The sequence below is a fragment of the Seohaeicola sp. 4SK31 genome (assembly GCF_028802875.1).
GTDB lineage: Bacteria > Pseudomonadota > Alphaproteobacteria > Rhodobacterales > Rhodobacteraceae > Seohaeicola.
Window position 1 is genome coordinate 14,946 of sequence record NZ_JARAMP010000008.1, and the last position, 21,811, is coordinate 36,756.

General features: G+C 63.3%; 20 protein-coding genes. 10 read left to right on the forward strand and 10 right to left on the reverse strand.

What is annotated here, in order from left to right; genetic code table 11:
• Positions 1 to 54: 54 nt before the first annotated feature.
• Positions 55 to 630 carry a L,D-transpeptidase gene (locus PVW27_RS08280; protein WP_274556770.1) on the forward strand — a complete coding sequence of 192 codons (576 nt, stop codon included), beginning with the start codon at positions 55 to 57 and terminating at the stop codon, positions 628 to 630.
• Positions 631 to 657: 27 nt separating this feature from the next.
• On the opposite strand, the gene PVW27_RS08285 is transcribed toward PVW27_RS08280, so the two are convergent.
• The 3 genes from PVW27_RS08285 to trpS form a co-directional block, all read right to left on the reverse strand.
• Positions 658 to 2,487, reverse strand: coding sequence for a PHA/PHB synthase family protein (locus PVW27_RS08285; RefSeq protein ID WP_274556772.1), 1,830 nt, complete (start codon positions 2,485 to 2,487; stop codon positions 658 to 660).
• 77 nt (positions 2,488 to 2,564) lie between these two features.
• Positions 2,565 to 3,659 carry a hypothetical protein gene (locus tag PVW27_RS08290; protein ID WP_274556774.1) on the reverse strand — a complete coding sequence of 365 codons (1,095 nt, stop codon included), beginning with the start codon at positions 3,657 to 3,659 and terminating at the stop codon, positions 2,565 to 2,567.
• Positions 3,659 to 4,705, reverse strand: coding sequence for a tryptophan--tRNA ligase (gene trpS, locus PVW27_RS08295; protein WP_274556775.1), 1,047 nt, complete (start codon positions 4,703 to 4,705; stop codon positions 3,659 to 3,661). Before trpS ends, PVW27_RS08290 begins: the two co-directional genes overlap by 1 nt.
• A gap of 76 nt (positions 4,706 to 4,781) precedes the next feature.
• Here trpS and PVW27_RS08300 point away from each other — a divergent pair, with 76 nt between their 5' ends.
• Both PVW27_RS08300 and PVW27_RS08305 read left to right on the forward strand, forming a co-directional pair.
• A complete protein-coding gene (locus PVW27_RS08300; RefSeq protein WP_274556777.1) occupies positions 4,782 to 5,486 on the forward strand; it encodes a rhomboid family intramembrane serine protease in 705 nt (234 codons plus the stop codon).
• Between the two features lie 127 nt (positions 5,487 to 5,613).
• Positions 5,614 to 6,255 carry a phosphoribosyltransferase gene (locus PVW27_RS08305; RefSeq protein ID WP_274556779.1) on the forward strand — a complete coding sequence of 214 codons (642 nt, stop codon included), beginning with the start codon at positions 5,614 to 5,616 and terminating at the stop codon, positions 6,253 to 6,255.
• 4 nt (positions 6,256 to 6,259) lie between these two features.
• Here the strand turns inward: PVW27_RS08305 and murJ are convergent, their stop codons facing one another.
• The 3 genes from murJ to PVW27_RS08320 all read right to left on the reverse strand — a co-directional run bounded on the left by murJ (position 6,260) and on the right by PVW27_RS08320 (position 11,805).
• Positions 6,260 to 7,810, reverse strand: coding sequence for a murein biosynthesis integral membrane protein MurJ (murJ, locus tag PVW27_RS08310; protein ID WP_274556780.1), 1,551 nt, complete (start codon positions 7,808 to 7,810; stop codon positions 6,260 to 6,262).
• A gap of 76 nt (positions 7,811 to 7,886) precedes the next feature.
• Positions 7,887 to 10,709, reverse strand: coding sequence for a [protein-PII] uridylyltransferase (locus tag PVW27_RS08315; protein WP_432762068.1), 2,823 nt, complete (start codon positions 10,707 to 10,709; stop codon positions 7,887 to 7,889).
• Positions 10,669 to 11,805 (reverse strand): penicillin-binding protein activator, encoded by a 1,137-nt coding sequence (locus tag PVW27_RS08320; RefSeq protein WP_274557025.1) that lies wholly within the window; start codon positions 11,803 to 11,805, stop codon positions 10,669 to 10,671. Before PVW27_RS08320 ends, PVW27_RS08315 begins: the two co-directional genes overlap by 41 nt.
• A gap of 211 nt (positions 11,806 to 12,016) precedes the next feature.
• Here PVW27_RS08320 and rsmI point away from each other — a divergent pair, with 211 nt between their 5' ends.
• From rsmI to gshB, 3 genes are all read left to right on the forward strand, one after another.
• Positions 12,017 to 12,877 (forward strand): 16S rRNA (cytidine(1402)-2'-O)-methyltransferase, encoded by an 861-nt coding sequence (rsmI, locus tag PVW27_RS08325; RefSeq protein ID WP_274557026.1) that lies wholly within the window; start codon positions 12,017 to 12,019, stop codon positions 12,875 to 12,877.
• Positions 12,874 to 13,356, forward strand: coding sequence for a YraN family protein (locus tag PVW27_RS08330; protein WP_274556782.1), 483 nt, complete (start codon positions 12,874 to 12,876; stop codon positions 13,354 to 13,356). The genes rsmI and PVW27_RS08330 overlap by 4 nt, the downstream gene beginning before the upstream one ends.
• A 113-nt stretch (positions 13,357 to 13,469) precedes the next feature.
• A complete protein-coding gene (gshB, locus tag PVW27_RS08335) occupies positions 13,470 to 14,405 on the forward strand; it encodes a glutathione synthase (protein ID WP_274556784.1) in 936 nt (311 codons plus the stop codon).
• A 6-nt stretch (positions 14,406 to 14,411) separates the two neighbouring features.
• Here the strand turns inward: gshB and PVW27_RS08340 are convergent, their stop codons facing one another.
• The 3 genes from PVW27_RS08340 to cobU all read right to left on the reverse strand — a co-directional run bounded on the left by PVW27_RS08340 (position 14,412) and on the right by cobU (position 17,185).
• On the reverse strand, positions 14,412 to 15,926 hold the full coding sequence (locus PVW27_RS08340; protein WP_274557027.1) for a YifB family Mg chelatase-like AAA ATPase: 1,515 nt from the start codon (positions 15,924 to 15,926) through the stop codon (positions 14,412 to 14,414).
• 156 nt (positions 15,927 to 16,082) lie between these two features.
• Complete coding sequence (locus tag PVW27_RS08345; RefSeq protein WP_274556786.1) at positions 16,083 to 16,655, reverse strand: histidine phosphatase family protein; 573 nt, start codon at positions 16,653 to 16,655, stop codon at positions 16,083 to 16,085.
• Positions 16,652 to 17,185, reverse strand: coding sequence for a bifunctional adenosylcobinamide kinase/adenosylcobinamide-phosphate guanylyltransferase (gene cobU, locus PVW27_RS08350; protein WP_274556787.1), 534 nt, complete (start codon positions 17,183 to 17,185; stop codon positions 16,652 to 16,654). Before cobU ends, PVW27_RS08345 begins: the two co-directional genes overlap by 4 nt.
• Positions 17,186 to 17,300: 115 nt before the next feature.
• Here cobU and PVW27_RS08355 point away from each other — a divergent pair, with 115 nt between their 5' ends.
• The 3 genes from PVW27_RS08355 (at position 17,301) to coaBC (ending at position 20,246) form a co-directional block, all read left to right on the forward strand.
• Positions 17,301 to 18,179 (forward strand): RNA polymerase factor sigma-32, encoded by an 879-nt coding sequence (locus PVW27_RS08355; protein WP_274556789.1) that lies wholly within the window; start codon positions 17,301 to 17,303, stop codon positions 18,177 to 18,179.
• Entirely contained in the window at positions 18,176 to 18,985 is an 810-nt protein-coding gene (locus PVW27_RS08360) for a ChaN family lipoprotein (protein WP_274556791.1), read from the forward strand. Before PVW27_RS08355 ends, PVW27_RS08360 begins: the two co-directional genes overlap by 4 nt.
• A gap of 67 nt (positions 18,986 to 19,052) precedes the next feature.
• Complete coding sequence (gene coaBC, locus PVW27_RS08365) at positions 19,053 to 20,246, forward strand: bifunctional phosphopantothenoylcysteine decarboxylase/phosphopantothenate--cysteine ligase CoaBC (protein WP_274556792.1); 1,194 nt, start codon at positions 19,053 to 19,055, stop codon at positions 20,244 to 20,246.
• Between the two features lie 7 nt (positions 20,247 to 20,253).
• On the opposite strand, the gene PVW27_RS08370 is transcribed toward coaBC, so the two are convergent.
• Positions 20,254 to 20,928: an FG-GAP repeat domain-containing protein gene (locus PVW27_RS08370; protein ID WP_274556793.1), complete on the reverse strand. Its 675-nt coding sequence runs from the start codon at positions 20,926 to 20,928 to the stop codon at positions 20,254 to 20,256.
• A 420-nt stretch (positions 20,929 to 21,348) separates the two neighbouring features.
• On the opposite strand from PVW27_RS08370, the gene dut reads away from it, so the two are divergent.
• Positions 21,349 to 21,810, forward strand: coding sequence for a dUTP diphosphatase (gene dut, locus PVW27_RS08375; RefSeq protein WP_274556795.1), 462 nt, complete (start codon positions 21,349 to 21,351; stop codon positions 21,808 to 21,810).
• Position 21,811 lies beyond the last annotated feature (1 nt).

Consider the following 21,811-nt stretch of genomic DNA (forward strand, 5'->3'; position numbering starts at 1 on the left):
TGGCGCAAAATGAATGTTGACAGACCGGGGTCGAGCAGACCCGAAGGAGGCAAGATGGCAGACAATTGGAGCAGGCGCACACTTCTGGCAGGGGGGGTGGCAAGCCTTCTGGCCGGACGGGCAGGCGCGGCGCAAGAGCCGCAGGAGCGTCCCGATAGTGCGGGTGTGCGCAACAACCTGTCCTCTTTCCGCATGGTGCGCTGGCAGGACCATTTCGACTCGCTGGAGAATGGCGTGATTCTGGCCGACACCCGCTCGCGCGCGGTGCATTTCTGGTCCGAGGATGAAAGCATCTACCGCCTCTATCCCAGTTCGGTTCCCGCAAGTGATGACCTGACCCGATTGGGATACACAAAGATTGTACGCACCCGCATTGGGCCGACATGGACGCCGACCCCTTCGATGCGCGAACGCGATCCCAGCCTGCCGGTGACGATTGCCGCGGGGCCGGAAAACCCGCTGGGGACCCATGCGCTTTACCTTAGCTGGCAGTATTACCTGATCCATGGCACCCATGACACGCGCAAGATCGGGCGCGCTTCGTCGGATGGATGCATCGGACTATACAACGATCACATCGAAGAACTTTTCGGCTTTGCAAAGGTTGGAACGCAGGTTCGCCTGATCTGATCGATCCGCCACCGGATCGACTGTCCCTCAGGTCTGATGGATATAGGTCCCCGGTGCATCACAAATCGGGGGATACCCTTTCTCGGTCGCCCCCATCCGGGGCGGTCGTGCCTTGTCACTGCTCTGCGCAGCCAACCAGCAGCCCCACTCCTCCCACCACGAGCCTGGCTGTGGGTCATGGCCGGCGATCCAGCTGTCCGGCCCAAGATAGCGCGCCCCGGCGCGGCGGTGGCTGATGCGGTAATGTCGTCCCTTGTGGCCGGGTTCGCTCAGAATGCCACCGTTATGGCCCCCCTTCGTCAGCACGAAGGTCAGGTCATTGTCGGTGAACAGTTGCGTCTTGTAGACCGAGCGCCACGGCGCGATGTGATCGGTTTCGGTCGCCACCACAAACATGGGCACCGCGATATCCTTGAGGGCGATCACCTTCCCCTCGACGGCAAAGCGTCCGGCCGTGATGCGGTTCTCAAGGAAAATGCCGCGCAGATATTCCGAATGCATCCGCGCGGGCATCCGCGTCGTGTCGCCGTTCCAGACGGTGATGTCCGAGGGCAAATCCTCGACCCCCAGAAAATACCGCCGTACGGCGCGGGTATAGATCAGGTCCTCGGACCGGATCGCGGCAAAGGTCCGCGCCATCTGGGGACGGTCCAGATAGCCCTGCTCCCACATCATGTCCTCAAGATATGCCACCTGGCTTTCGTCCAGAAACAGCAACAATTCGCCCGCTTCCACGAAATCGACCTGTGCCGCCATCAGCGTGACCGAGGCAAGGCGATCATCCCCGTCCCGCGCCATGGTCGCTGCCGCGATGGCCAGCATCGTGCCGCCCAGGCAGTAGCCGTTGGCATGGATTTTCTGCTCTGGCACGATGGCGTTGATCGCCTCAAGCGCGGCCATGACACCACGCTTTCGGTAATCCTCCAAAGACAGATCGGCCTGATCGGCGGTCGGATTGCACCATGAGATGCAAAAGACGGTATGTCCCTGACCGACCAGCCAGTTGATCAGCGAATTGTCCGGTGACAGATCAAGGATGTAATATTTCATGATCCAGGCCGGCACGATCAACACCGGCTCGGGGTGCACGGTTTCGGTCTGCGGGCTATACTGGATCAGCTCCATGATGTCGTTGCGATAGACGACCTTGCCAGGGGTGCAGGCAAGATGCTCGCCCAAAGCAAAGGCCGCGGGGATCTCGCGGCGGCTTTGCGTCAGTGTCTGCACCGCGTCCGTCGCGAAATGCGCTGCCCCCTCGGCCAGATTGCGGCCGCTGGTCTCAAGCGTCTTGGCAATGATCTCGGGGTTCATGCCCGGAAAGTTCGAGGGCGAGACGGTATCCAGCAATTGCCGCATCATGAAACCGGTGCGTTCCGCGCTTTTGTGGCGAAGCCCGCGCAGATCGTCGGTCGCATGGTCCCACCAGTCCTGCATTGCCAGAAAACCCTGTTGCCACAGGCTAAAGGGAGGTTTGGCCCAATCGGAATGGGTCCAGCGCGTATCATGAGCCTTGGGTGTGAAAGGCGCAGGCTCGATCTTGCCGCTCGTGGCATTTAGGGCGTGGCTCATCAGCTTGAGGCCACTTTGTTGCGCGCGCTCGATCAATTCCAACTGTCGGCCCGGTGCACGCGCCATGTGCAGCCACCAGTCCGTCCATGCGTCTGCGACGGCATGGGGCGAAACACCCCCCGTCACACGCGCCATCGCTGCCATCACGCTGCGGTCAAGGTTCTGATGCGGGTGAACGGGTTTGGTCCTCCCCTTCGTGACGGGATTGGACACGGGTATGACGGCAGGCAAGCTTTCGACGGAGGGTTGCCATGCGGTTCGCGCGGATTTTCCTGCTTCTCTCGCCATGATCTTCCCCTTTGTTGAGGGGCATAGCCTATCAGATCACGCGCCGCTCTGGATTGACCTGCATCATGTGGCGCGCTCTATCGGCTGCTCGGCGCTTGTGCCAGTCGCCGGATCAGGCGCAGAAGGCCGGTGCTCAGCGCCGATTGCAGCAGTCCCAACAGCGCCGCCAGTGCGCCGATCAGGCCCGTAGCCACCAGCCAGACCTCGTCCGCGACACGCATCGTCAGCCGCATCAGACGGCTTTTCCCAAGCACTTCGATGGTGCCGACCATGCGCGGCCCCAGCGCATCCGAGGCGCGGGCCATCCGCGACAGATCAGCAGGGTCATCCACATACCTCATCAGATGGAGCGCACCGAGGATCGACGTCCTGCTGACCAGATGCCCCGCATCTTCGGCAATGATGACGGCGGGGCGCATGATCTCCGGGCGATAGAGGCGCGGCAGATCGTCCAAGCTGCGCACGCGTGCAATCCCGTTCCACTCCACCCCCTCGCGGAAGGCGCGGACCAGTGGACGGGTCACGGCGTCGGGCAGGCGGTTGATGGATTTCGCCAGTTTTCCCAGACCCGCGCCCGCCTTGATTGCAAGACTGCTTCCGCCTGTCCAGACCGCCAGCGCCACAGCTGTCAAGCCGATGGCGGACAGGATCACATCCACCTCGTCTACGTCCCGGCCGGCCAGATAGGCAAGCCCGCCCCGGATCACCCCGGCGAGATCGCCCAAAGGAGACAGATCAACCGGGGCACGGCACATCAGGATGGTCGACAACTCACATGTCCGGGCATCCCAGGCGCACCGCGCGCACTCCCCCGCGCTCTGCCAGAAGCCGTTGTCCTGCTCCCACGCCGCGGCGCGCTTGTGCCGCAGGTCGACGGGCAGGGACAAGGCACGCTCTGCTGCCAATGACTCGACCGCCTCGATGGCAAACCAGTTGCGCGGCTCCTCGGTCAGCAGGCTGGTCAGCCGGGTCGTGATGGTATCAGGCGTGGCATGGACCAACAGAGCCCGCTCGGTCGCGGCCTCAATCCCGGCGGTGCTGCGCTCGACAAAAGCGGCGCCCGCCGGCGCGCGGGCCAGTGTCGCAAGGTTGACCCCCGCCAGCACCAGTGACGCGATCATCAGGCTGGTCAGCACAAGTCGCGCCAGCCAGCGGATCGCCCCTTGGGTCATCAGCTTCGGATCATCCCCACGATGTCATAGGTCCGTTGCAGGATCGGACTTGCAATCTCACGCGCGCGCCGTGCGCCGTCGCCAAGGATGCGGTCAATCTCGTCAGGCTCCTGCATCAGCCGCGCCATTTCGGTCGAGATGGGCGAAAGCTTCGCTACCGCCAGATCGGCCAGCATCGGCTTGAACTCGGAAAACTGCTTGCCGCCCACATCGCGCAGCACCGCATCCACCGTACTGTCGGACAGGGCGGCATAGATGTTCACAAGGTTGCGGGCATCCGCGCGACCTTCCAGACCTGCGGCTTCGGAGGGCAGAGCATCCGGGTCAGTCTTGGCCTTGCGGATTTTCTTGGCGATCGTGTCGGCGTCATCGGTCATGTTGATGCGGGAGGCATCCGAGGGGTCGGACTTCGACATCTTTTTCGACCCGTCCCGCAGCGACATGACGCGGGTGGCGGCACCTTCGATCACGGGTTCGGTGATGGGGAAGAAATCCACGCCGTAGTCATGGTTGAACTTGGCCGCCACGTCGCGGGTCAGTTCCAGATGCTGTTTCTGATCCTCGCCCACAGGCACATGCGTGGCATGATACAGAAGAATGTCAGCGGCCATCAGCGCAGGGTAAGCGAACAGGCCAAGCGAGGCATTTTCCGCGTTCTTGCCCGCCTTGTCCTTCCACTGGGTCATGCGACCCATCCATCCCATCCGCGCCACGCAGTTGAAGATCCACGCCAGTTGCGCGTGCTCGGGCACCTGGCTTTGGTTGAACAGGATCGATTTGGACGGATCCAGACCGGCCGCAATATAGCCAGCGGTTAACTCGCGCGTCTGACGGCGCAGGGCGGCGGGGTCTTGCCAGACGGTGATGGCATGCATGTCGACCACGCAATAGATCGTGGGGGTTCCGCTGTCCTGCATCTGGACGAAACGCTTGATCGCGCCCAGATAATTGCCAAGGGTCAGCCCGCCCGAGGGCTGGATCCCCGAGAAGACGCGCGGGGTAAATCCCGCGTTCGGGTTGGACTGCGTGTGGACCGCATCCGCCATGATGACATCTCCGTCTGGATTTATGGGTGCGGCTGGCTTACCCATGCCCCATAGCCCCGTCAAGCAAAGGTCCATCATGTATCCCGATCCCCGGCATCAAGACGGCCCCAACATCAGCCCCGTGAACCCGCTGCCCCCCGTCGTGGTCGCGCTGTTCGTGATCATCATGGCGATCGAGGCGATGTTCAGCCTTGGGGCACAGGGTATCATCGGCGGTCCGCAGGCCATCGGGTGGAGGCTGGGCGCCATGCAGGGCTATGCCTTTTCGGCCGAGATCTTCCAGTGGATGCTGGCCAACAATCGCTGGCCGCCGGAACATCTGCTGCGCTTCATCACCTATCCTTTCATTCATGCGGGCTTCACCCATGCGCTTTTTGCAGGCGTGATGGTGCTCGCGTTGGGCAAATTCGTGAGCGAGGTGTTCCGCGGCTGGGCTGTGCTGGCCGTGTTCTTCGGGGCCTCTATCGGTGGGGCGCTGATCTATGGCGTGCTGGCGGTATCAGCGGTGCCTCTGGTCGGGGCCTTTCCGGGCGTCTACGGCCTGATCGGTGCTTTTACCTATCTGCTCTGGCTCAGGTTGGGGCTGGAGGGCGGTCCGCAGATCCGCGCCTTCACGCTGATCGCCTTTCTGATGGGAATCCAGCTTGTCTTCGGCATCCTGTTCGGCGGCAGCCGAGACTGGATCGCCGATCTGGCGGGATTTGCCTTCGGCTTTGCCCTGTCCTTTGCCGTCAGCCCCGGCGGGTTCGCGCGGCTGCGGAGAAAGATCCGCCACGACTGAGGCACCTGCGGCGAGGGCGGATGCGCTCCGCGCGGGGATATTTGAAGCAAGAAGAAACAGAATCAGGTAGTCTGATGGCAGATGAGACAGCCCCGGCTGGGGGCTGTGACCGGCTGGGAGCTGCGCGATGCGGTTTGCGGATCGGACGGAAGCAGGAGAACAGTTGGGGCAGGCGATGGCGGGACGGGACTGGCCCGCTCCGGTGGTACTTGCCCTGCCACGCGGCGGAGTGCCCGTCGCGCTGGAAGTGGCGCGCGCATTGCGGGCACCGCTCGATCTGGTGATGGTGCGCAAGATCGGTGTGCCGGGGCAGCCCGAGGTGGCGCTGGGGGCCGTGGTCGATGGCGAACGCCCCGATCTGGAGATGAACGACGACATTGCCCGCATGACCGGGTTGGACCGCCTTGACGTGGTCAGGCTGGCAGAGCCGGAACTGGCCGAGATCACGCGCCGCCGCGCGCTGTATATGGCCGGACGCAAGCCGTTGCCTCTGGCCGGGTGCACGGCGATCATCGTGGATGACGGGATCGCGACAGGGGCGACCATGCGTGTGGCCCTGCGTGCGGTCAGGCGTCAAGGCGCGGCGCATGTGGTGCTGGCGGTCCCTGTGGCTCCGGCCGCGACGCTTGAGGCGATGCAGGCTCTGGCAGATGATGTGATCTGTCTGCATGCACCCGAGACCTTCGGCGCGGTCGGGGCCTATTACACCGATTTCGCGCAAGTCGAAGACAGGGATGTCATCGCCATGCTGGCGCAGGCCGAGGCGTGAGTCCTCAGGCGCTTCCCCCGCGCTGAAATGCGCGTTTGAATTCGCCCAGCCGGAAGGCACCAATGATCTGTCCGATCCCGAAATAGCTGATGATCCCGATCAGGATCAGTCCAAGCAGCGCCAGATAGCGCCAGCCTGCCATGGCGAAGAAAGGTGTCATCACCACCATCGCGCCCCACAGCACCCCGCCCATCGCCACCGAGGCTGCGATGATCCTCCAGATCCGGCCGTGGAACCGCGCATCGAACCGGGCGACGTCCCCCATTGGCCGGGTGCCGAGTGCCAGCAGCGCGACCATGACCCATGCGGCGAGCGTGGTCGCGATGGCGGCGGCGATCCAGCCGATCAGCGGGGCCAGCCCGATGGCAATAGCCGCGTTGACGATCATCGCCACCACGGCATAGCGGAACGGGCTGCGCGTATCCTCGCGCGCGAAATACAGTGGTTGCAGGATCTTCTGGATCACGAAGGCGGGCAGGCCAAGGCCGTAGACCGCCACGGCCATCGCAATCGCCGCGCTGTCATCCGCAGTGGTCGCCCCTCTTTCGAAAAGCACCGAAACCAGCGGCAGTGGCACCGCCACCAGCGCCACGGCGGCGGGGATGGTCAAGGCCAGCGACACTTCGGCCGCACGGCTGAGCGCATTGCGCCCGCCCGCGTCATCCCCTGCGGCCAGACGGCGCGAGAGGTCGGGCAGAAGCACCACGCCGATTGCGATACCTACGACACCCAACGGCAACTGATACAGACGGTCCGCGGCATAAAGCCAGCCCACGGCGCGGTCGAAATAGCTCGCGACCTGCTGACCCACCAACAGGTTGACCTGTACCACCCCTCCTGCCAAGGCCGCGGGAATGGCGATGCGGACAAGGCGTTTCATCTCGGGTGTCCAGCGGGGGCGACGCGGTGCCAGAGTGAAGCCCGCGCGGCGCGCCGCATGCCAGACCAGCGCCAGCTGCGCGAGACCCGCCACCGGGATGCCCCAGATCAGCGCCATGGTCACATCAAGCCCCATCGTTGCGGCACCCACCATGGCAGCGACGAGGATCACGTTCAGCAACACGGGCGCGGCCGCAGCGGCGGCGAAACGGCCGGTTGCGTTCAACACGCCCGACAGCAGCGCCGCCAAGGAGATGAACAGGATATAGGGAAAGACGATCCGCCCGAATTCAACCGACAACGCGAACTGTTCCTGCCCTGCAAAGCCGCTGGCCAAAGCATAGATCATCCACGGCATGAAAGCCTGTGCCGCCAGCGTCAGCAGGATAAGCACCGAGGCCAGACCTGCGAAGGCGGTTTCCGCAAAGCCCTGCGCATCCTCTCCGGCCTCGTATTTCTTGGAAAACATCGGCACGAAGGCCATGTTGAACGCGCCTTCGGCGAAGAAGCGGCGGAACATATTGGGCAAGCGGAAAGCCACGACATAGGCCTCATAGGCGGGGCCGGTGCCAAGATAGGCCAGGATCATCGCATCGCGCACAAACCCCAGCACGCGGCTGAGCAGGGTCCACAGGCCCACGGTCATGAAGCCGGCGATCAGGCGGATGGGTTTCATGACAGGCGGCCCCTTGCTGCGTCTTGTGCAGGACTATCCCAAGCTTGCCCCCCATGAAAGAGGGCGAAACGCGGGATCAGGAAATGGCCCGCTCGACGCCTTTCTCGATGGCCTCGCGCAGCTTGCGTTCCAGCGCCTTCTGCTTGGGCAGGGAATGGAACTTCAGCCCGAACATGTCTTTGACATAGAAGGTGTCCACCACCTGTTCGCCATAGGTCGCGATAACCGCGCTGGCGATATAGACATTGGCATTGGCCAGCGTGCGGGTCAGGTCGAACAAGAGGCCGGGACGGTCGCGGGTATCCACTTCGATGATCGTGTAGATCTCGGATCCCTCGTTGTCGAAGGTGATCGACGTGGCCACGCGGAAGGCGCGCTCGCGCTTTTTGATCTTGTCGCGGCTCTTGATCGCTTCGGTCGTGACCACCTCTCCCTTGAGGGTCTTGTCGATCATCTGCCGCAGGCGGGGCAGGCGTGTCGCGTCATAGGGGCTGCCGCTCTCGTCCTGAATCCAGAATACGGCGGTGGCGAAGCCGTCTTTCGACGTGTAGGTGCGCGCATCCACCACATTCGCCCCCACCAGCGCCAGTGCCCCTGCAAGGCGAGAGAAGATGCCCGGATGGTCCGACAGCGCGAAACAGGCGCGGGTGGCGTCGCGGTCCTCGTCAGGAACAAGGTCGATACGGATCTCATCATCGGGCAGATCGCGCAGCATATTGGCAAAGACGACCTGCGTCCGCGTATCCAGACCCTGCCAGTAGGGCGGATAGTGACGCCCCAACTCGGTCTTGAGGGCGGCAGAGTCCCACCCTTTGAGCGCATCGCGCAGGGCGGATTTGGCCTCGGCCCCGCGATGTTCGCGGTTCAGATCCTCCAGCCCGTGTTCCAGTGCGCGGGTCGTTTCGCGGTGCAACTGGCGGATCAACATGGCCTTCCAGTTGTTCCAGGTCTGCGGGCCGACTCCGCGGATGTCACAGACCGTCAGCACCGTCAGCAGATCCAGACGCTTGCGCGTCTTCACCGCCTTGGCGAAATCGCGCAAGGTGCGTGGGTCCGACAGGTCGCGCTTCTGCGCCATGTCCGACATCAGAAGATGATAGCGCACCAGCCATTCCACGGTTTCGGAATCGGCCTTGTTCAGGCCCAGCCGGGGGGCAACACGACGCGCGATCTGCGCGCCAAGGACCGAATGATCCTCGGTCCGGCCCTTGCCGATATCGTGCAGCAACAGCGCGATATAAAGAACCTTGCGATTCACCCCGGCCCTCAGGATGCCCGAGGCGACCGGCAATTCCTCGACCAGCTCGCCCCGTTCGATCTGCGCAAGGTTGCGGATGCACTGGATCGTATGCTCGTCCACCGTATAGCTGTGATACATGTTGAACTGCATCATCGCCACGATGGGTTCGAATTCGGGAATGAAAGCGGCCAGCATCCCCAACTCGTTCATCCGACGCAGCGCGCGTTCCGGGTTGCCGTGTTTCAGCAGCAGATCCATGAAGATCTGCTGCGCCTCGCGCGTGGTGCGCAGTTCGTCGTCGATCAGATGCAGGTTCGCCGTGACAAGGCGCATCGCATCCGGATGGATCAGCATGCCGGTGCGCAACGCTTCCTCGAACAGACGCAAGAGGTTCAGCTTGTCCTTGAGGAAGGCGGCCTCGTTCTCGATCGCCAGACGGTTGTGGATCACCTGATAGCCGGGCTTTACCTTCGGCGTGCGCCGGAAGATCCGCTCCAGCAGCGGGCCGGATTTGACATGCAGCGCCTCAAGCTTGGTCAGGAAGATCCGTGTCAGATCCCCGACCGAGGTGGCGTGGCGGAAATAGTCCTGCATGAAATGTTCGACAGCGCGGCGTCCGCCCTTGTCGACATAGCCCATGCGCTCGGCCACCTGCACCTGCAGGTCAAAGGTCAGCTGGTCCGCAGGCCGCCCGGTGATCAGATGCAGATGGCAGCGCACCGCCCAAAGGAAATTCTCGGCCTTCTGGAAGGTGGCGTATTCCTCGGGGCGGAACATCTTGATCCGCACAAGTTCTTCCGGGTTCTGCACGCCGTGCAGATACTTGGCGATCCAGAACAACGATTGCAGGTCGCGCAGGCCGCCCTTGCCCTCCTTGACGTTCGGCTCGACCATGTAACGCTGGCCACCCTGCTTTTCGTGGCGGGCGTCACGCTCTGACAACTTGGCCTCGATGAAATCCCGCGCCGTGCTTTTGAACAGATCGGTCTTCAGGCGGCGGTCCAGTTCCGCTCCAAGGGTGGCATCTCCGCCCAGAAAGCGGTGTTCCAGAAGGGCCGTGCGGATCGTGAAATCCTCGGTCCCCAGACGCAGGCAATCCTTCACGGTGCGGCTGGCATGCCCCACCTTCAGACGCAGATCCCACAGGATGTAGAGCATGGTTTCGATCACCGCCTCGGCCCAGGGCGTGATCCGTGTCGGGCTGAGGAACAGCAGATCCACATCCGATTGCGGGGCCATTTCCCCCCGGCCATATCCGCCCACGGCGATCAGCGCGATCCGCTCATTCGTGGAAGGGTGCTCCAGAGGATGAACCTGCCGGATGGCCACATCTTGCGCACAGGCCACGATGCAATCGGTCAGCCAGGCATAGGCGCGGGTGACGGGACGCGCATCGAAGGGGCGGGCCGCAAACGCATCGGCAATGGCGGTGCGCCCATCCTGCAAGGCTCGCGACAGAACAGGCACGACAGCCCCCCGCATCTGTGCCGGGGTCAGCCCCGCCGTGGCCTCGTGCAGGGCACGGGCCACTAAGCCTGCGTCAAATATCTGCGAGGCCGGACAGATCAGATCGTCCGGTGCCTGCGGCAGGGTCTGGGGATTCAGGGCCGATGCCGGATCAGAATCCGGCACCGCCAAAGGCTCTTGGGGCAGGGTCAATCACAACCACCTGTCTGTCGCGGATCTGGGCCACGGCCAGACCACGTTCGTTCGTTCCATCCGGGAGCAGCCGGAAAATGCCGTTCACGCCCTGAAAACCTGCGCTTTGCGTCAGCGATGCACGGCTCAGCGCGTCGCTTCGACCCGAACTGATCAAAGCGCCGATGGCCGCGATGCCATCATAGGCCAGACCACCGATCGGATGCGGGCTCTCGCCATAGGCGGCCTCATATCGGCTGCTGAATCGTGCAGACATCTCCGGGGCGGGCAGGGCGAACCAGCCCCCCTGCACACCCGGAAGATCAATGGTCTGGCTGGGAATATCCCAGCGGGTCAGTCCGATATACTGGGTCGTCGCGGGCGAAATACCCGCCTCGGGCAAAAGCTGGGTCAGAAGCGGCAGGGCTCCCGCGGTGTCTGCGGTCATGAAGACCGAATCCGCCGCCCCGCTGCGCACGGCGCTGACGATCTGGGGAATGGCCTGAACGACGCCGTTCTGCGAGAATTCGTGGCTGATCGCACCGACGGCCGTCCCGCCATTGCGTGCCAGCGCGGCCTCGACCGCGGCGCGTCCGGCCCGGCCCGACACATCCTCGGAATAGACAACGACGGTGCGGCCCTTGCCTTGCCGCACAGCATAGCGCGCCAGACGGTCTGCCGTGTTGTCGAACGTCGGTCCCAGAATGAAAAGGTTGCCCCCGGCAATCGAGGTGTTGTTCGAGAAGGCCAACACATTGACCCCGCTCGACGCCACCGCCACGGCGGCGGCGTTCGCGTTCTCACCATAGACCGGGCCCAAGATGATTCTGGCCCCGTCGGCAACCGCCTGAAGCGCGACCTGCTGGGTCGTGGCCGCCGATCCCGCGGTCCCATAGACCCGCAGGTCGATGGCGACATCACCCAGATCGGAAATCGCCAGCCGCGCCGCATTCTCAAGCGCACGTGCCAGAACCTCGTCGCTCGCATTACCCGATCCGCGCGGCACCAGAAGTGCGACAGGCACAGGGGCAGACGTGTTGATCGCGGGGGCGGACCGCCCGAGCGAGGTATCGACAGGCTCGCAAGCCGCCAGGGCGCCCATGGCCGCCATCATCATCACGCCGCGACGCGCAGGCCAGAGCGTCCGTCCGATTGCGCGGGTGGCGGCAACGATGGACGTGCGGGCCTCATCCAGTGTCAGGCGCAGCGGGTTGCGGGCAGGTGACAGAAAGGCAAACATGGTGGCTACTTCTCCCTCGACAATGGCGGTGATCTGCGCCACCGGCACGTATCGGGGATAATAGACACCCCACAGGGAGGGTCCAGTGTTGAATCCGAAAGCCGCCAAACTGAACCCCGGTCTTTATCTCGTGGCGACGCCCATCGGCACGGCGCGGGACATCACGTTGCGGGCGCTGGACATTCTGGCCAGCGCGGATGTTCTGGTCGCCGAAGACACCCGCACCCTGCGTAAACTGATGGAAATCCACGGCATCGCTTTGGGTGAACGACAGGTGCTGGCCTATCATGACCATAACGGCGCGCAGATGCGCCCGCGCCTGCTGGCCTTGCTGGAGCAGGGTCTGACGCTGGCCTATGCTTCCGAGGCGGGCACGCCGATGATCGCCGATCCCGGTTTCGATCTGGCCCGCGCCGCGCGCGAGGCCGGATATGCCGTCGTAGCTGCACCCGGACCCTCCGCGGTGGTGACGGCGCTGACCGTCGGCGGATTGCCGACCGACCGTTTCTTTTTCGCCGGCTTCCTGCCGAATGCCAGCGGTCAGCGAAAAACCGCCCTTCGGCGCTATGCCGATATTCCGGGAACACTCGTCTTTTACGAATCACCCAAGCGGATCGCCGCCATGCTGCGCGATGCGGCCGAGGTGCTGGGACCCCAGAGGCAGGCCGCAGTATGCCGTGAACTGACCAAGAAATTCGAGGAAATTCTGAGCGGGACTCTGCAGGACCTTGCCGTAGCTTGCGCCGACCGCAGCCTGAAAGGCGAGATCGTGGTGCTGATAGAGCGGAAATCTTCGGAGAATATTCACGAATCCGATTTAGAAGAGATGTTGAGGGAGGCCTTGTCGGGGCAAACTGTGCGCGATGCAGCAGATGCTGTGGCGGTCCGGACGGGTCTGCCGCGTCGACAGGTCTATCAGATGGCCTTGAAACTGGAGCAGGGTGAATGACAACATGGTTTGATCCGCGCAAGGCTGTGGCAACGGCCGTGCAGCTTGACCTTCCGCTAGAGTTTCCGGTTGCGCGGTCGGCGGGGCAACCATCCCGCCAGGTGCGCGATCAAAGGAAAGGGCGTGGACGCAAAGCCTACCTCTCGGGTCTCGCCGCCGAAGACAGTGTCGCACGCGATTACACAGACCGTGGCATGACGATACTTGCCCGACGTTGGCGCGGCTCCGGCGCCGAAATCGACCTGATCCTGCGCGATGGGGATGTCGTGGTCTTTGTCGAAGTCAAGAAAAGCCGCAGCTTTGATGCGGCGCTGTTGGCTATTGGGCCAGCGCAGCGCCGCCGGATCGTTCTTGCCGCGACAGAGTTTCTGGGCGACATGGCTGCGGGGCAATTGACCGAAGCGCGTGTCGATCTGGCGATGGTGAACGACTTCGGCGCGGTCCGGATCATGGAAAATGCCTTCGGCGAAGGGGACTGAACTGACGGGCCCTGGGTCGGTGCACTGCGGCCCATCCTGCTTTTGCGGGATTTCGCATTGTCTCGGGCACGGCCTTGCGCCATGTAAAGGCTCTATCCTCAGGGGAGCCGGACATGAAAATCGCCTTTCAGATGGACCCGATCGGGCCGATCAACATCAATGCGGACAGCACCTTTCGCCTGATGGAGGAAGCACAGACCCGGGGCCATGAGCTTTTTTACTATACGCCGGATCGGCTCTCTTATCAGGAAGGTCGAATCACCGCGCGAGGCTGGCCTGTGACGGTGCAGCGGGTGGCGGGCGATCATTACACGCTGGGGGCCGAGACCGAGGTGGACCTCGCGGAGTACGATGTCGTCTGGTTGCGGCAGGACCCGCCTTTTGACATGTTCTATATTACGACCACCCATCTGTTGGACCGGATCCATCCCAAGACGCTGGTCGTCAACGACCCATTCTGGGTGCGCAACTCGCCAGAAAAGCTTCTGGTGCTCAACTTCCCGGACCTGACGCCGCCCACGACGATTGCGCGTGACCTCGCTACGATCCGCGCCTTCAAGGACAAGCATGGCGACGTGATCCTCAAACCGCTTTACGGCAATGGCGGCGCGGGGGTCTTCCGGCTGACCACGGATGACCGCAATCTGTCATCCCTGCACGAACTGTTCACCGGCTTCAGTCGGGAGCCGCTGATCGTCCAGAAATACCTGCCAGCGGTCACAAAGGGCGACAAGCGCGTGATCCTTGTTGACGGCGAGGCTGTCGGGGCGATCAACCGTGTGCCAGCCGCAGGCGAGACGCGGTCCAACATGCATGTGGGAGGGCGACCCGAGAAGATCGGCCTGACGGATCGCGATCTGGAGATCTGCGCCCGCATTGGTCCGGTCCTGCGTGAGAAGGGACAGGTTTTCGTCGGGATCGACGTGATCGGGGACTGGCTAACCGAGATCAACGTCACGTCACCCACGGGCATACAGGAACTGGAGCGGTTTGACGGCGTCAATATCGCCGCCAGGATCTGGGAGCGGATCGAGGCGAAACGCGCCTGATCCGCGTTACGCATCCTTGACCCCAACCAGCCGATAGCTCACCGCTTCGGCCACATGGTCGCTGATCACCGCGTCGCACCCGTCGAGATCTGCGATCGTGCGGGCCACCCGCAGGACGCGATGATACCCACGCGCGGTCAGTCCGAAACGGTCTGCCACCTTGCCCAGCAGCGCGCGTCCCGCCGCATCGGGTGTGGCGATCCTGTCCAGCACCGCGCCTTCTGCATCGGCGTTCAGATGCATCCCCTCAACCTCGCAGAAACGCGCCGCCTGAACCGCGCGGGCCGCCGCTACCCGTGCCGCAACCTGTTGAGAAGTCTCGCCCGAGGCGGGCAGATCAAGGTCGGTATAGGCCACCGGCGGCACCTCGACACGCAGATCGAAACGATCCATCAGCGGCCCGCTGATCCGCCCCATGTAATCCTCGCCGCAGACCGGGGCGCGGGTGCAGGCGCGGGCCGGATCCGTCAGATAGCCGCATTTGCAAGGGTTCGCGGCGGCCACCAGCATGAACCGGCAGGGATAGCGCACATGCGCATTGGCCCGCGCCACCATCACCTCGCCGGTCTCGATGGGTTGGCGCAGGGTTTCCAGAACGCCGCGCGGGAATTCCGGGAATTCGTCCATGAACAGCACACCATTATGGGCAAGGCTGATCTCGCCGGGTTTTGCGCTGCGGCCACCGCCCACGATGGCCGCCATCGAGGCCGTATGATGCGGCTCGCGGAAGGGCCGTGCGCGCGAGATTCCGCCCTCGTCCAGCAAGCCCGCCAATGAATGGATCATCGAGGTTTCCAGCGCCTCGCCCGCTGTGAGCGGCGGCAGGATGCCCGGTATGCGCGCCGCCAGCATCGATTTTCCAGATCCGGGCGTGCCCAGCATCAACATGTGATGCCGCCCTGCGGCCGCGATCTCCAAGGCGCGTTTGGCGCGCTCCTGACCTTTCACATCACGCAGGCAGCGCCCCCCCGCCTCGCCCGTCACCTCGCCGGGTTCGGCCGGCGTGATGGGGGCCTGGCCCGTATAGTGGCGCACCACCTCCATCAGTGAAGCGGCGGCAATCACCTGGCAGGCCCCGACCCAGGCCGCTTCCGCCCCCGAGGCGCGGGGGCAAAGCAGGGTTCGGTCCTCTTCGGCTGCGGCCATGGCAGCGGGCAGGGCCCCCAGCACCCCGATCAGCGATCCATCCAGCGACAATTCCCCCAGCGCTGTCGTCCGTTCCACCGCGTCGGGTGGCACGATCTCGAGAGCGGCCAGAAGCGCCAGCGCGATCGGAAGGTCGAAGTGGCTGCCTTCCTTGGGCAGATCTGCCGGTGACAGGTTCACCGTGATCCTCTTGCTGGGAAGGGCAATGCCCATCGCGCTGAGGGCCGCACGCACCCTGTCGCGCGCTTCGCTCACCGCCTTGTCCGGCAGTCCCACGACGGCGAAAGCGGGCAAGCCCGGCGTGACGGCGCATTGCACCTCGACCGTGCGGGCGGACACCCCTTCGAAAGCCACTGTATAGGCCCGCGCCACCATTGCTGCACTCACCCTGAACCAAGGTTAATGACTAGGCATCTATCCTTTCAGAATGGTTAACGTGGTCCGCCTGGTTTCTTCTTGCTGCAAATATCCTTCTGCAAGGCTTCGTCACAGGTGACATTGTCAGTGCAAGCCTTGCAACTGGAGTAACCATCAGGGCAGGTGGTTGATCCTCAGCGCCTTCCAGGACGCTCCGTCCCGATGCAGCTCGGTCACCGAAAGATTGTCGATCCGGTGGCTGAACGCTTCATAGGCGCCTATTCCAAGCGCCGCCTGCACCTGCGTCAGGATCACGCCGAAATGCGCCACAACGATGATATCCTGCCCCTCCTGTGCTGCCAGCAGACGATCCACCGCGCGGGCGACACGGGCCGAGACCTCATGCCAGCTTTCGCCGCCCGGTGGCCGGACATCGCCCGGATGATCCCAATAGGCGCGTAGCCTTTCCTGATCCTCGATCTCGTCAAAACGCGCCAGTTCCCAGTCGCCGAAATGGATCTCCCGCAGGTCGGGATCATGCGGCAGGCGCAAGCGTGACGCTGCGATCGCATCCGCCGTGGCACTCGCGCGGATCAGATCGGATGAGATCACGACGGCATCTCTGGGCAAGGATTCCGACAAGCGCTCTAGGCGCGCGGTATCGGTCAGATCGGCAGGAAGGTCGGACCATCCGACCATGGATTTCGCATGTGTGGGCCCATGCCTGACCCAGAAAAAACGGCTCATGTGCTCGGCCCCGGGATCTGCCCTTTCAGGACCAGCGGCAAACCGGCCATCACGGCCACAACCAAGCCGGCGTCAGCAGCCATCTTCTGGTTCAACTCGCCCTGCGCCTGCCGGAACCGGCGCGCCAGTGCGTTCTCGGGCACGATCCCGGCGCCGACCTCGTTGCTGACCACGACGACAGGCGCCGCGCAGGTCGCAACGGCCCGCAACAGGGCTGCCGATTCTGCTTCGGGATCACCCTCGGCCAGCATGATGTTGCTAAGCCAGAGTGTCGCACAGTCCAGCAACACAACCTGCCCTGCACGGGCCTCGCGGAGCGCCGGAGCAAGATCAAGCGGAGCCTCGACAGTCAGCCAGCCGTCCCCGCGCAAGGTGCGGTGGCGGTCGATCTTGGCCTGCATTTCCGCATCCCAAGCCTGTGCCGTAGCCAGATAAACAGGCGTCTCGCCCGTCCTCAGGACCAATGCTTCGGCCCAGGCCGTCTTGCCGGAGGCGGCCCCTCCCAGCACCAGAGTCAGTTTTGGCAACATGCAAGACTCATGTTTTTTGATCCGATCCGTTTTTGGCTGCGTATCAAACTCAAAGACAAACAAAAACGGCTCATCTAGCGCCCAAGGCGCACAGGGCCACAGTCTGGGGGTAAATATGGCACTTGATGCACCAAATGACATGACCCTGTCGCGCAAGGCGATGAAAGCAGAACTGCTGGATGCCGAAACCGAATTGCGGCTGGCCTATGCCTGGCGGGATCAGCGGGATGAGGCTGCGCTGCACCGCCTGATCACGGCCTATATGCGCTTGGCAATCTCGATGGCATCGAAATTCCGTCGCTACGGCGCCCCGATGAATGACCTGATTCAAGAGGCCGGACTTGGTCTGATGAAAGCTGCCGACAAGTTCGACCCGGACCGTGGCGTGCGCTTTTCGACCTATGCGGTCTGGTGGATCAAGGCCAGCATTCAGGACTATGTGATGCGCAACTGGTCGATGGTGCGGACTGGATCGACCTCGAGCCAGAAATCGCTGTTCTTCAATCTGCGCCGGGTGCAGGCGCGGCTGGAGCGCGAGGCGCAGGCGCGGGGCGAGGAACTGGATCGTCACCAGATGCGCCAGATGATCTCGACCGAGATTGGCGTTCCGCTGCATGACGTCGAGATGATGGAGGGGCGTCTGTCCGGCTCGGACTTTTCGCTCAATGCAACCCAATCCTCCGAGGATGAGGGACGTGAATGGATCGACACGATCGAGGACGAAGGTAGCCAAGCCGCCGAAATCGTGGAAACCGCCCATGATACCGCCGCTTTGCGGAACTGGCTTTTGGAAGCGTTGGCCGCGCTGAATGACCGTGAACGTTTCATCGTGCGCGAGCGTAAACTGCGCGACGATCCCCGCACGCTGGAAAGTCTGGGCGAAGAGCTTGGCCTGTCGAAAGAGCGTGTCCGTCAGCTTGAAGCTGCCGCTTTCGCCAAGATGCGCAAAAAGCTGGAAAGTCAGTCGCGCGAGGTGCAAGACTTCCTCGCATGAGATGTCTTGCTCTGATCGCCGCTTTCGTCTGTGGGCCCGCTATTGCGGGCCCTTTGGCTGTTGAACTGCTGGAGCGTGTCGCAGATGCCCCCGTCGTGATTGTGGGCGAGGTGCATGACAACCCGGCCCATCACGCCGCGCAGGCTGACATCGTCTCCCATGTTCAACCCAGCGCCATCGTGTTCGAGATGCTGACCGAAGCACAGGCTGATTTGGTAACGCCGGACAATCGTGCTGATCAGACAGCCTTGGCCGACTCCCTTGATTGGGCCGAGAGCGGCTGGCCCGATTTCTCCATGTATCATCCGATCTTCACAGCAGCCCCAGGAGCCGCGATCTTTGGTGCCGCCGTCCCCCGCGATGCCGCCCGCGCGGCCATGCAGGCGGGTATCGCCGAAAGCTTCGGGACTGATGCGGCGGATTACGGACTGACCACGCCTTTGCCAGCCGAAGAACAGGCCGCGCAGGAGGATTTGCAACAGCAAGCCCATTGCAACGCCATGCCACCCGAAATGCTGCCCGTGATGGTCGATCTGCAACGGCTGCGCGATGCGGTTCTGGCACGCGAGACCCTGCGCGCACTGGACGAGACTGGCGGCCCTGTGATCGTGATTACCGGCAACGGCCACGCGCGCGAGGATTGGGGCGTGCCTGCCTATCTGACACGGCTGCGCCCCGATCTCGACGTGTTCACGATCGGCCAGCAGGAAGACGGCGCAGGCGCACCCGGCGGCTTCGATGCCATTCTGTCCGCCCCGGCCGTCGATCGTCCCGACCCCTGCGAGGCGTTTCGGAACAAGGGATGATCCGGCGCGGCCTTGTCAGCATCCCACACTGGTCCTAGTGTCGGCGCAACTGGCGGAGGGTCGGCGCATGCTGGCAGGCAAACGTATTCTTCTGATCATCGGCGGCGGGATCGCGGCCTATAAATCGCTTGATCTGATCCGCCGTTTGCGTGAACGGGGGGCGGCGGTGACTCCGGTTCTGACCCGTGCGGGGGGCGAGTTCGTAACTCCGCTGTCCGTCTCTGCCCTTGCTGGCGAGAAGGTCTTTACCGATCTCTTCGACCTGACGGATGAGGCCGAGATGGGCCATATCCAATTGTCGCGCAGTGCCGATCTGGTTGTGGTCGCCCCGGCGACCGCCGATCTAATGGCGAAAATGGCTCATGGCCACGCCAATGATCTGGCCTCGACCCTGTTGATGGCGACAGACACCCCCGTCCTGATGGCACCTGCGATGAACGTCCGCATGTGGGATCACCCGGCAACGCAGCGCAATCTGACGCAGCTTCTGGCTGACGGCATCCGCGTGGTTGGTCCCAACTCCGGTGATATGGCCTGCGGAGAATATGGACCCGGACGGATGTCGGAACCTCTTGAGATTGTCGCCGCGATCGAGGCTGGGCTGGGGCAGGGACCACTGACGGGCAAGCGTATCCTTGTCACTTCCGGTCCCACCCACGAACCCATCGACCCGGTCCGCTACATCGCCAACCGATCATCCGGCGCACAAGGCACGGCGATTGCGCGGGCGCTGGCCGCTTTGGGGGCAGAGGTGGTATTCGTCACCGGTCCTGCTGATGTGCCGCCGCCCGCAGGTGTCAAAGTCGTGCGGGTCGAGACGGCACAGCAGATGCTGCACGCGGTCGAGGCGGCCTTGCCCGCCGATGCCGCCATCTTCGCCGCCGCAGTGGCCGACTGGCGCGTGGCTTCGACCTCAAGCTCCAAGATCAAGAAAGACGCGGGCCGTCTGCCGGTTCTGGAGTTTGCCGAAAACCCCGACATCCTGGCCATGGTCAGTCAGCGCAAATCCGACCGCCCCACGCTGGTTGTGGGCTTTGCCGCCGAAACCGATGATGTGATTGCCCATGCCACGGCCAAACGCGCGCGCAAGGGGTGTGACTGGATCGTCGCCAATGATGTCAGCCCCGCCACGGGGATCATGGGCGGCACCGAAAATGCCGTCCATCTGATCACAACCAACGGGGTCGAGGATTGGCCGCGCATGTCGAAACTGGCTGTCGCCGAAAAACTGGCCGCGCGGATTGCCGCTGCGCTGACCTGACGGGATATCAGCGCCCGCAGGTAAGGGCGGCGGTGAAGTCCTGCCGATCCCGCAGCGGTCCCAGATCCCGGCTGGTCAGGGCACCATCCTGCCAGCCTACTGCCACGACCCGCCGCCAGTCGCTCGATGCCAGTATCACCTCGCTCTGTCCGTCACATGTCCTGACACCACCCGCGATCACCTCCTCGCCGATCCGGTGATTGGTCACGCCGGACAGCGCCGCCCGTTCCACCAGCCGGTCCGCCTCCAGCCCGACAAGACGCAGAGTCTTGCCCAGATGCGGGGTCTCGACATAGGCGATCTCGATGCGCCCGTCGCCGGTGAAATCACCTATGCCCACGGGGGCCAGCCAGCGAAACCGCGTCCCGATGAAATCAGTCGAGGCCAGCATTCGGAACAGCGGCGCATCGCTGTCTCCCGGTTCCCTGAGCGCCCAGACCGTCAACCTTGCGCCAAGCTGAGCATGGCTTTGCACGACCACGATCTCGGGCCGCCCATCACCCGTGACATCCCACAGACGCGGCGCAACATCCTCGAACACCAGCGGTGCGGATAGCGTTAACTGTGCCGTGACGTCCGGCACCGCACAACCCGCACAAACCTGTGCGGTCACGGTGAGGGTGGTCAAAGCCGGAATGCGACCCAGCACATTGTGCGGATAGCGATCTGTCGGCCCGGACAAGGACGCTGCCACAGGCCAAGGAAGGTCATCCCCCGATCCCGCAAACTGCCCTTGAATAGTGACCCTATCGGGGTCTGCGAAAGCCACGCCTGCGACAAACCAGCTGACAATCAAAAATCGCAGAATCATTGCTGATATTCCATACTTGGCGGTCAAATATTGCTAAAGGTGTTAGAAAGTCAGTCAAAAGATGTGAAGCTTCATGCCTGCCAGGATTGCCGACACCAGCGTCGCGCCACGCATTCCCGTTGCTAAAGCAGCCTAAACCTCAAACCCCGCGCCGCATAGCGCGTGGCCGCGCTTGCCCGATCAAAACCCGGTGATACCTTGCAACGCGGGTCCTTTCGGTTATGTCTCGGATCAGCCCCCGGACTGTCGCGTGGTCAGGAGGGGCAGACACCACCATCCAAAGGGTGCCCCATGCCGACCATCCGTTGCAGCAGAACACCTGACGCCGATCCCGCCGTGCCCTTGCCGTCCTATGAGACCAGCGGCGCTGCTGGCGCCGATCTGCGGGCAAACTTTCCGCCGGATCAACGGGATGGCATCACGCTGAATCCCGGCACGCGTGCACTTGTTCCCACCGGCCTCAGGTTGGCGATCCCCGAAGGTCATGAGGTGCAAATCAGGCCGCGCTCGGGGCTTGCCCTCAAGCATGGCATCACCCTGCCCAACAGCCCCGGCACCATCGACAGCGATTATCGCGGCCCCTTGGGTGTGATCGTCATGAATGCCGGGCATGAGGCGTTCCACATCTCCCATGGCGACCGCATCGCCCAGATGGTCTTGGCGCCGGTGCTGCGGGCGACGTTCGATCTGGTCGACACATTGGAGGATACGGCGCGCGGGCAGGGCGGCTTCGGCTCGACTGGGCGGGGTTGAC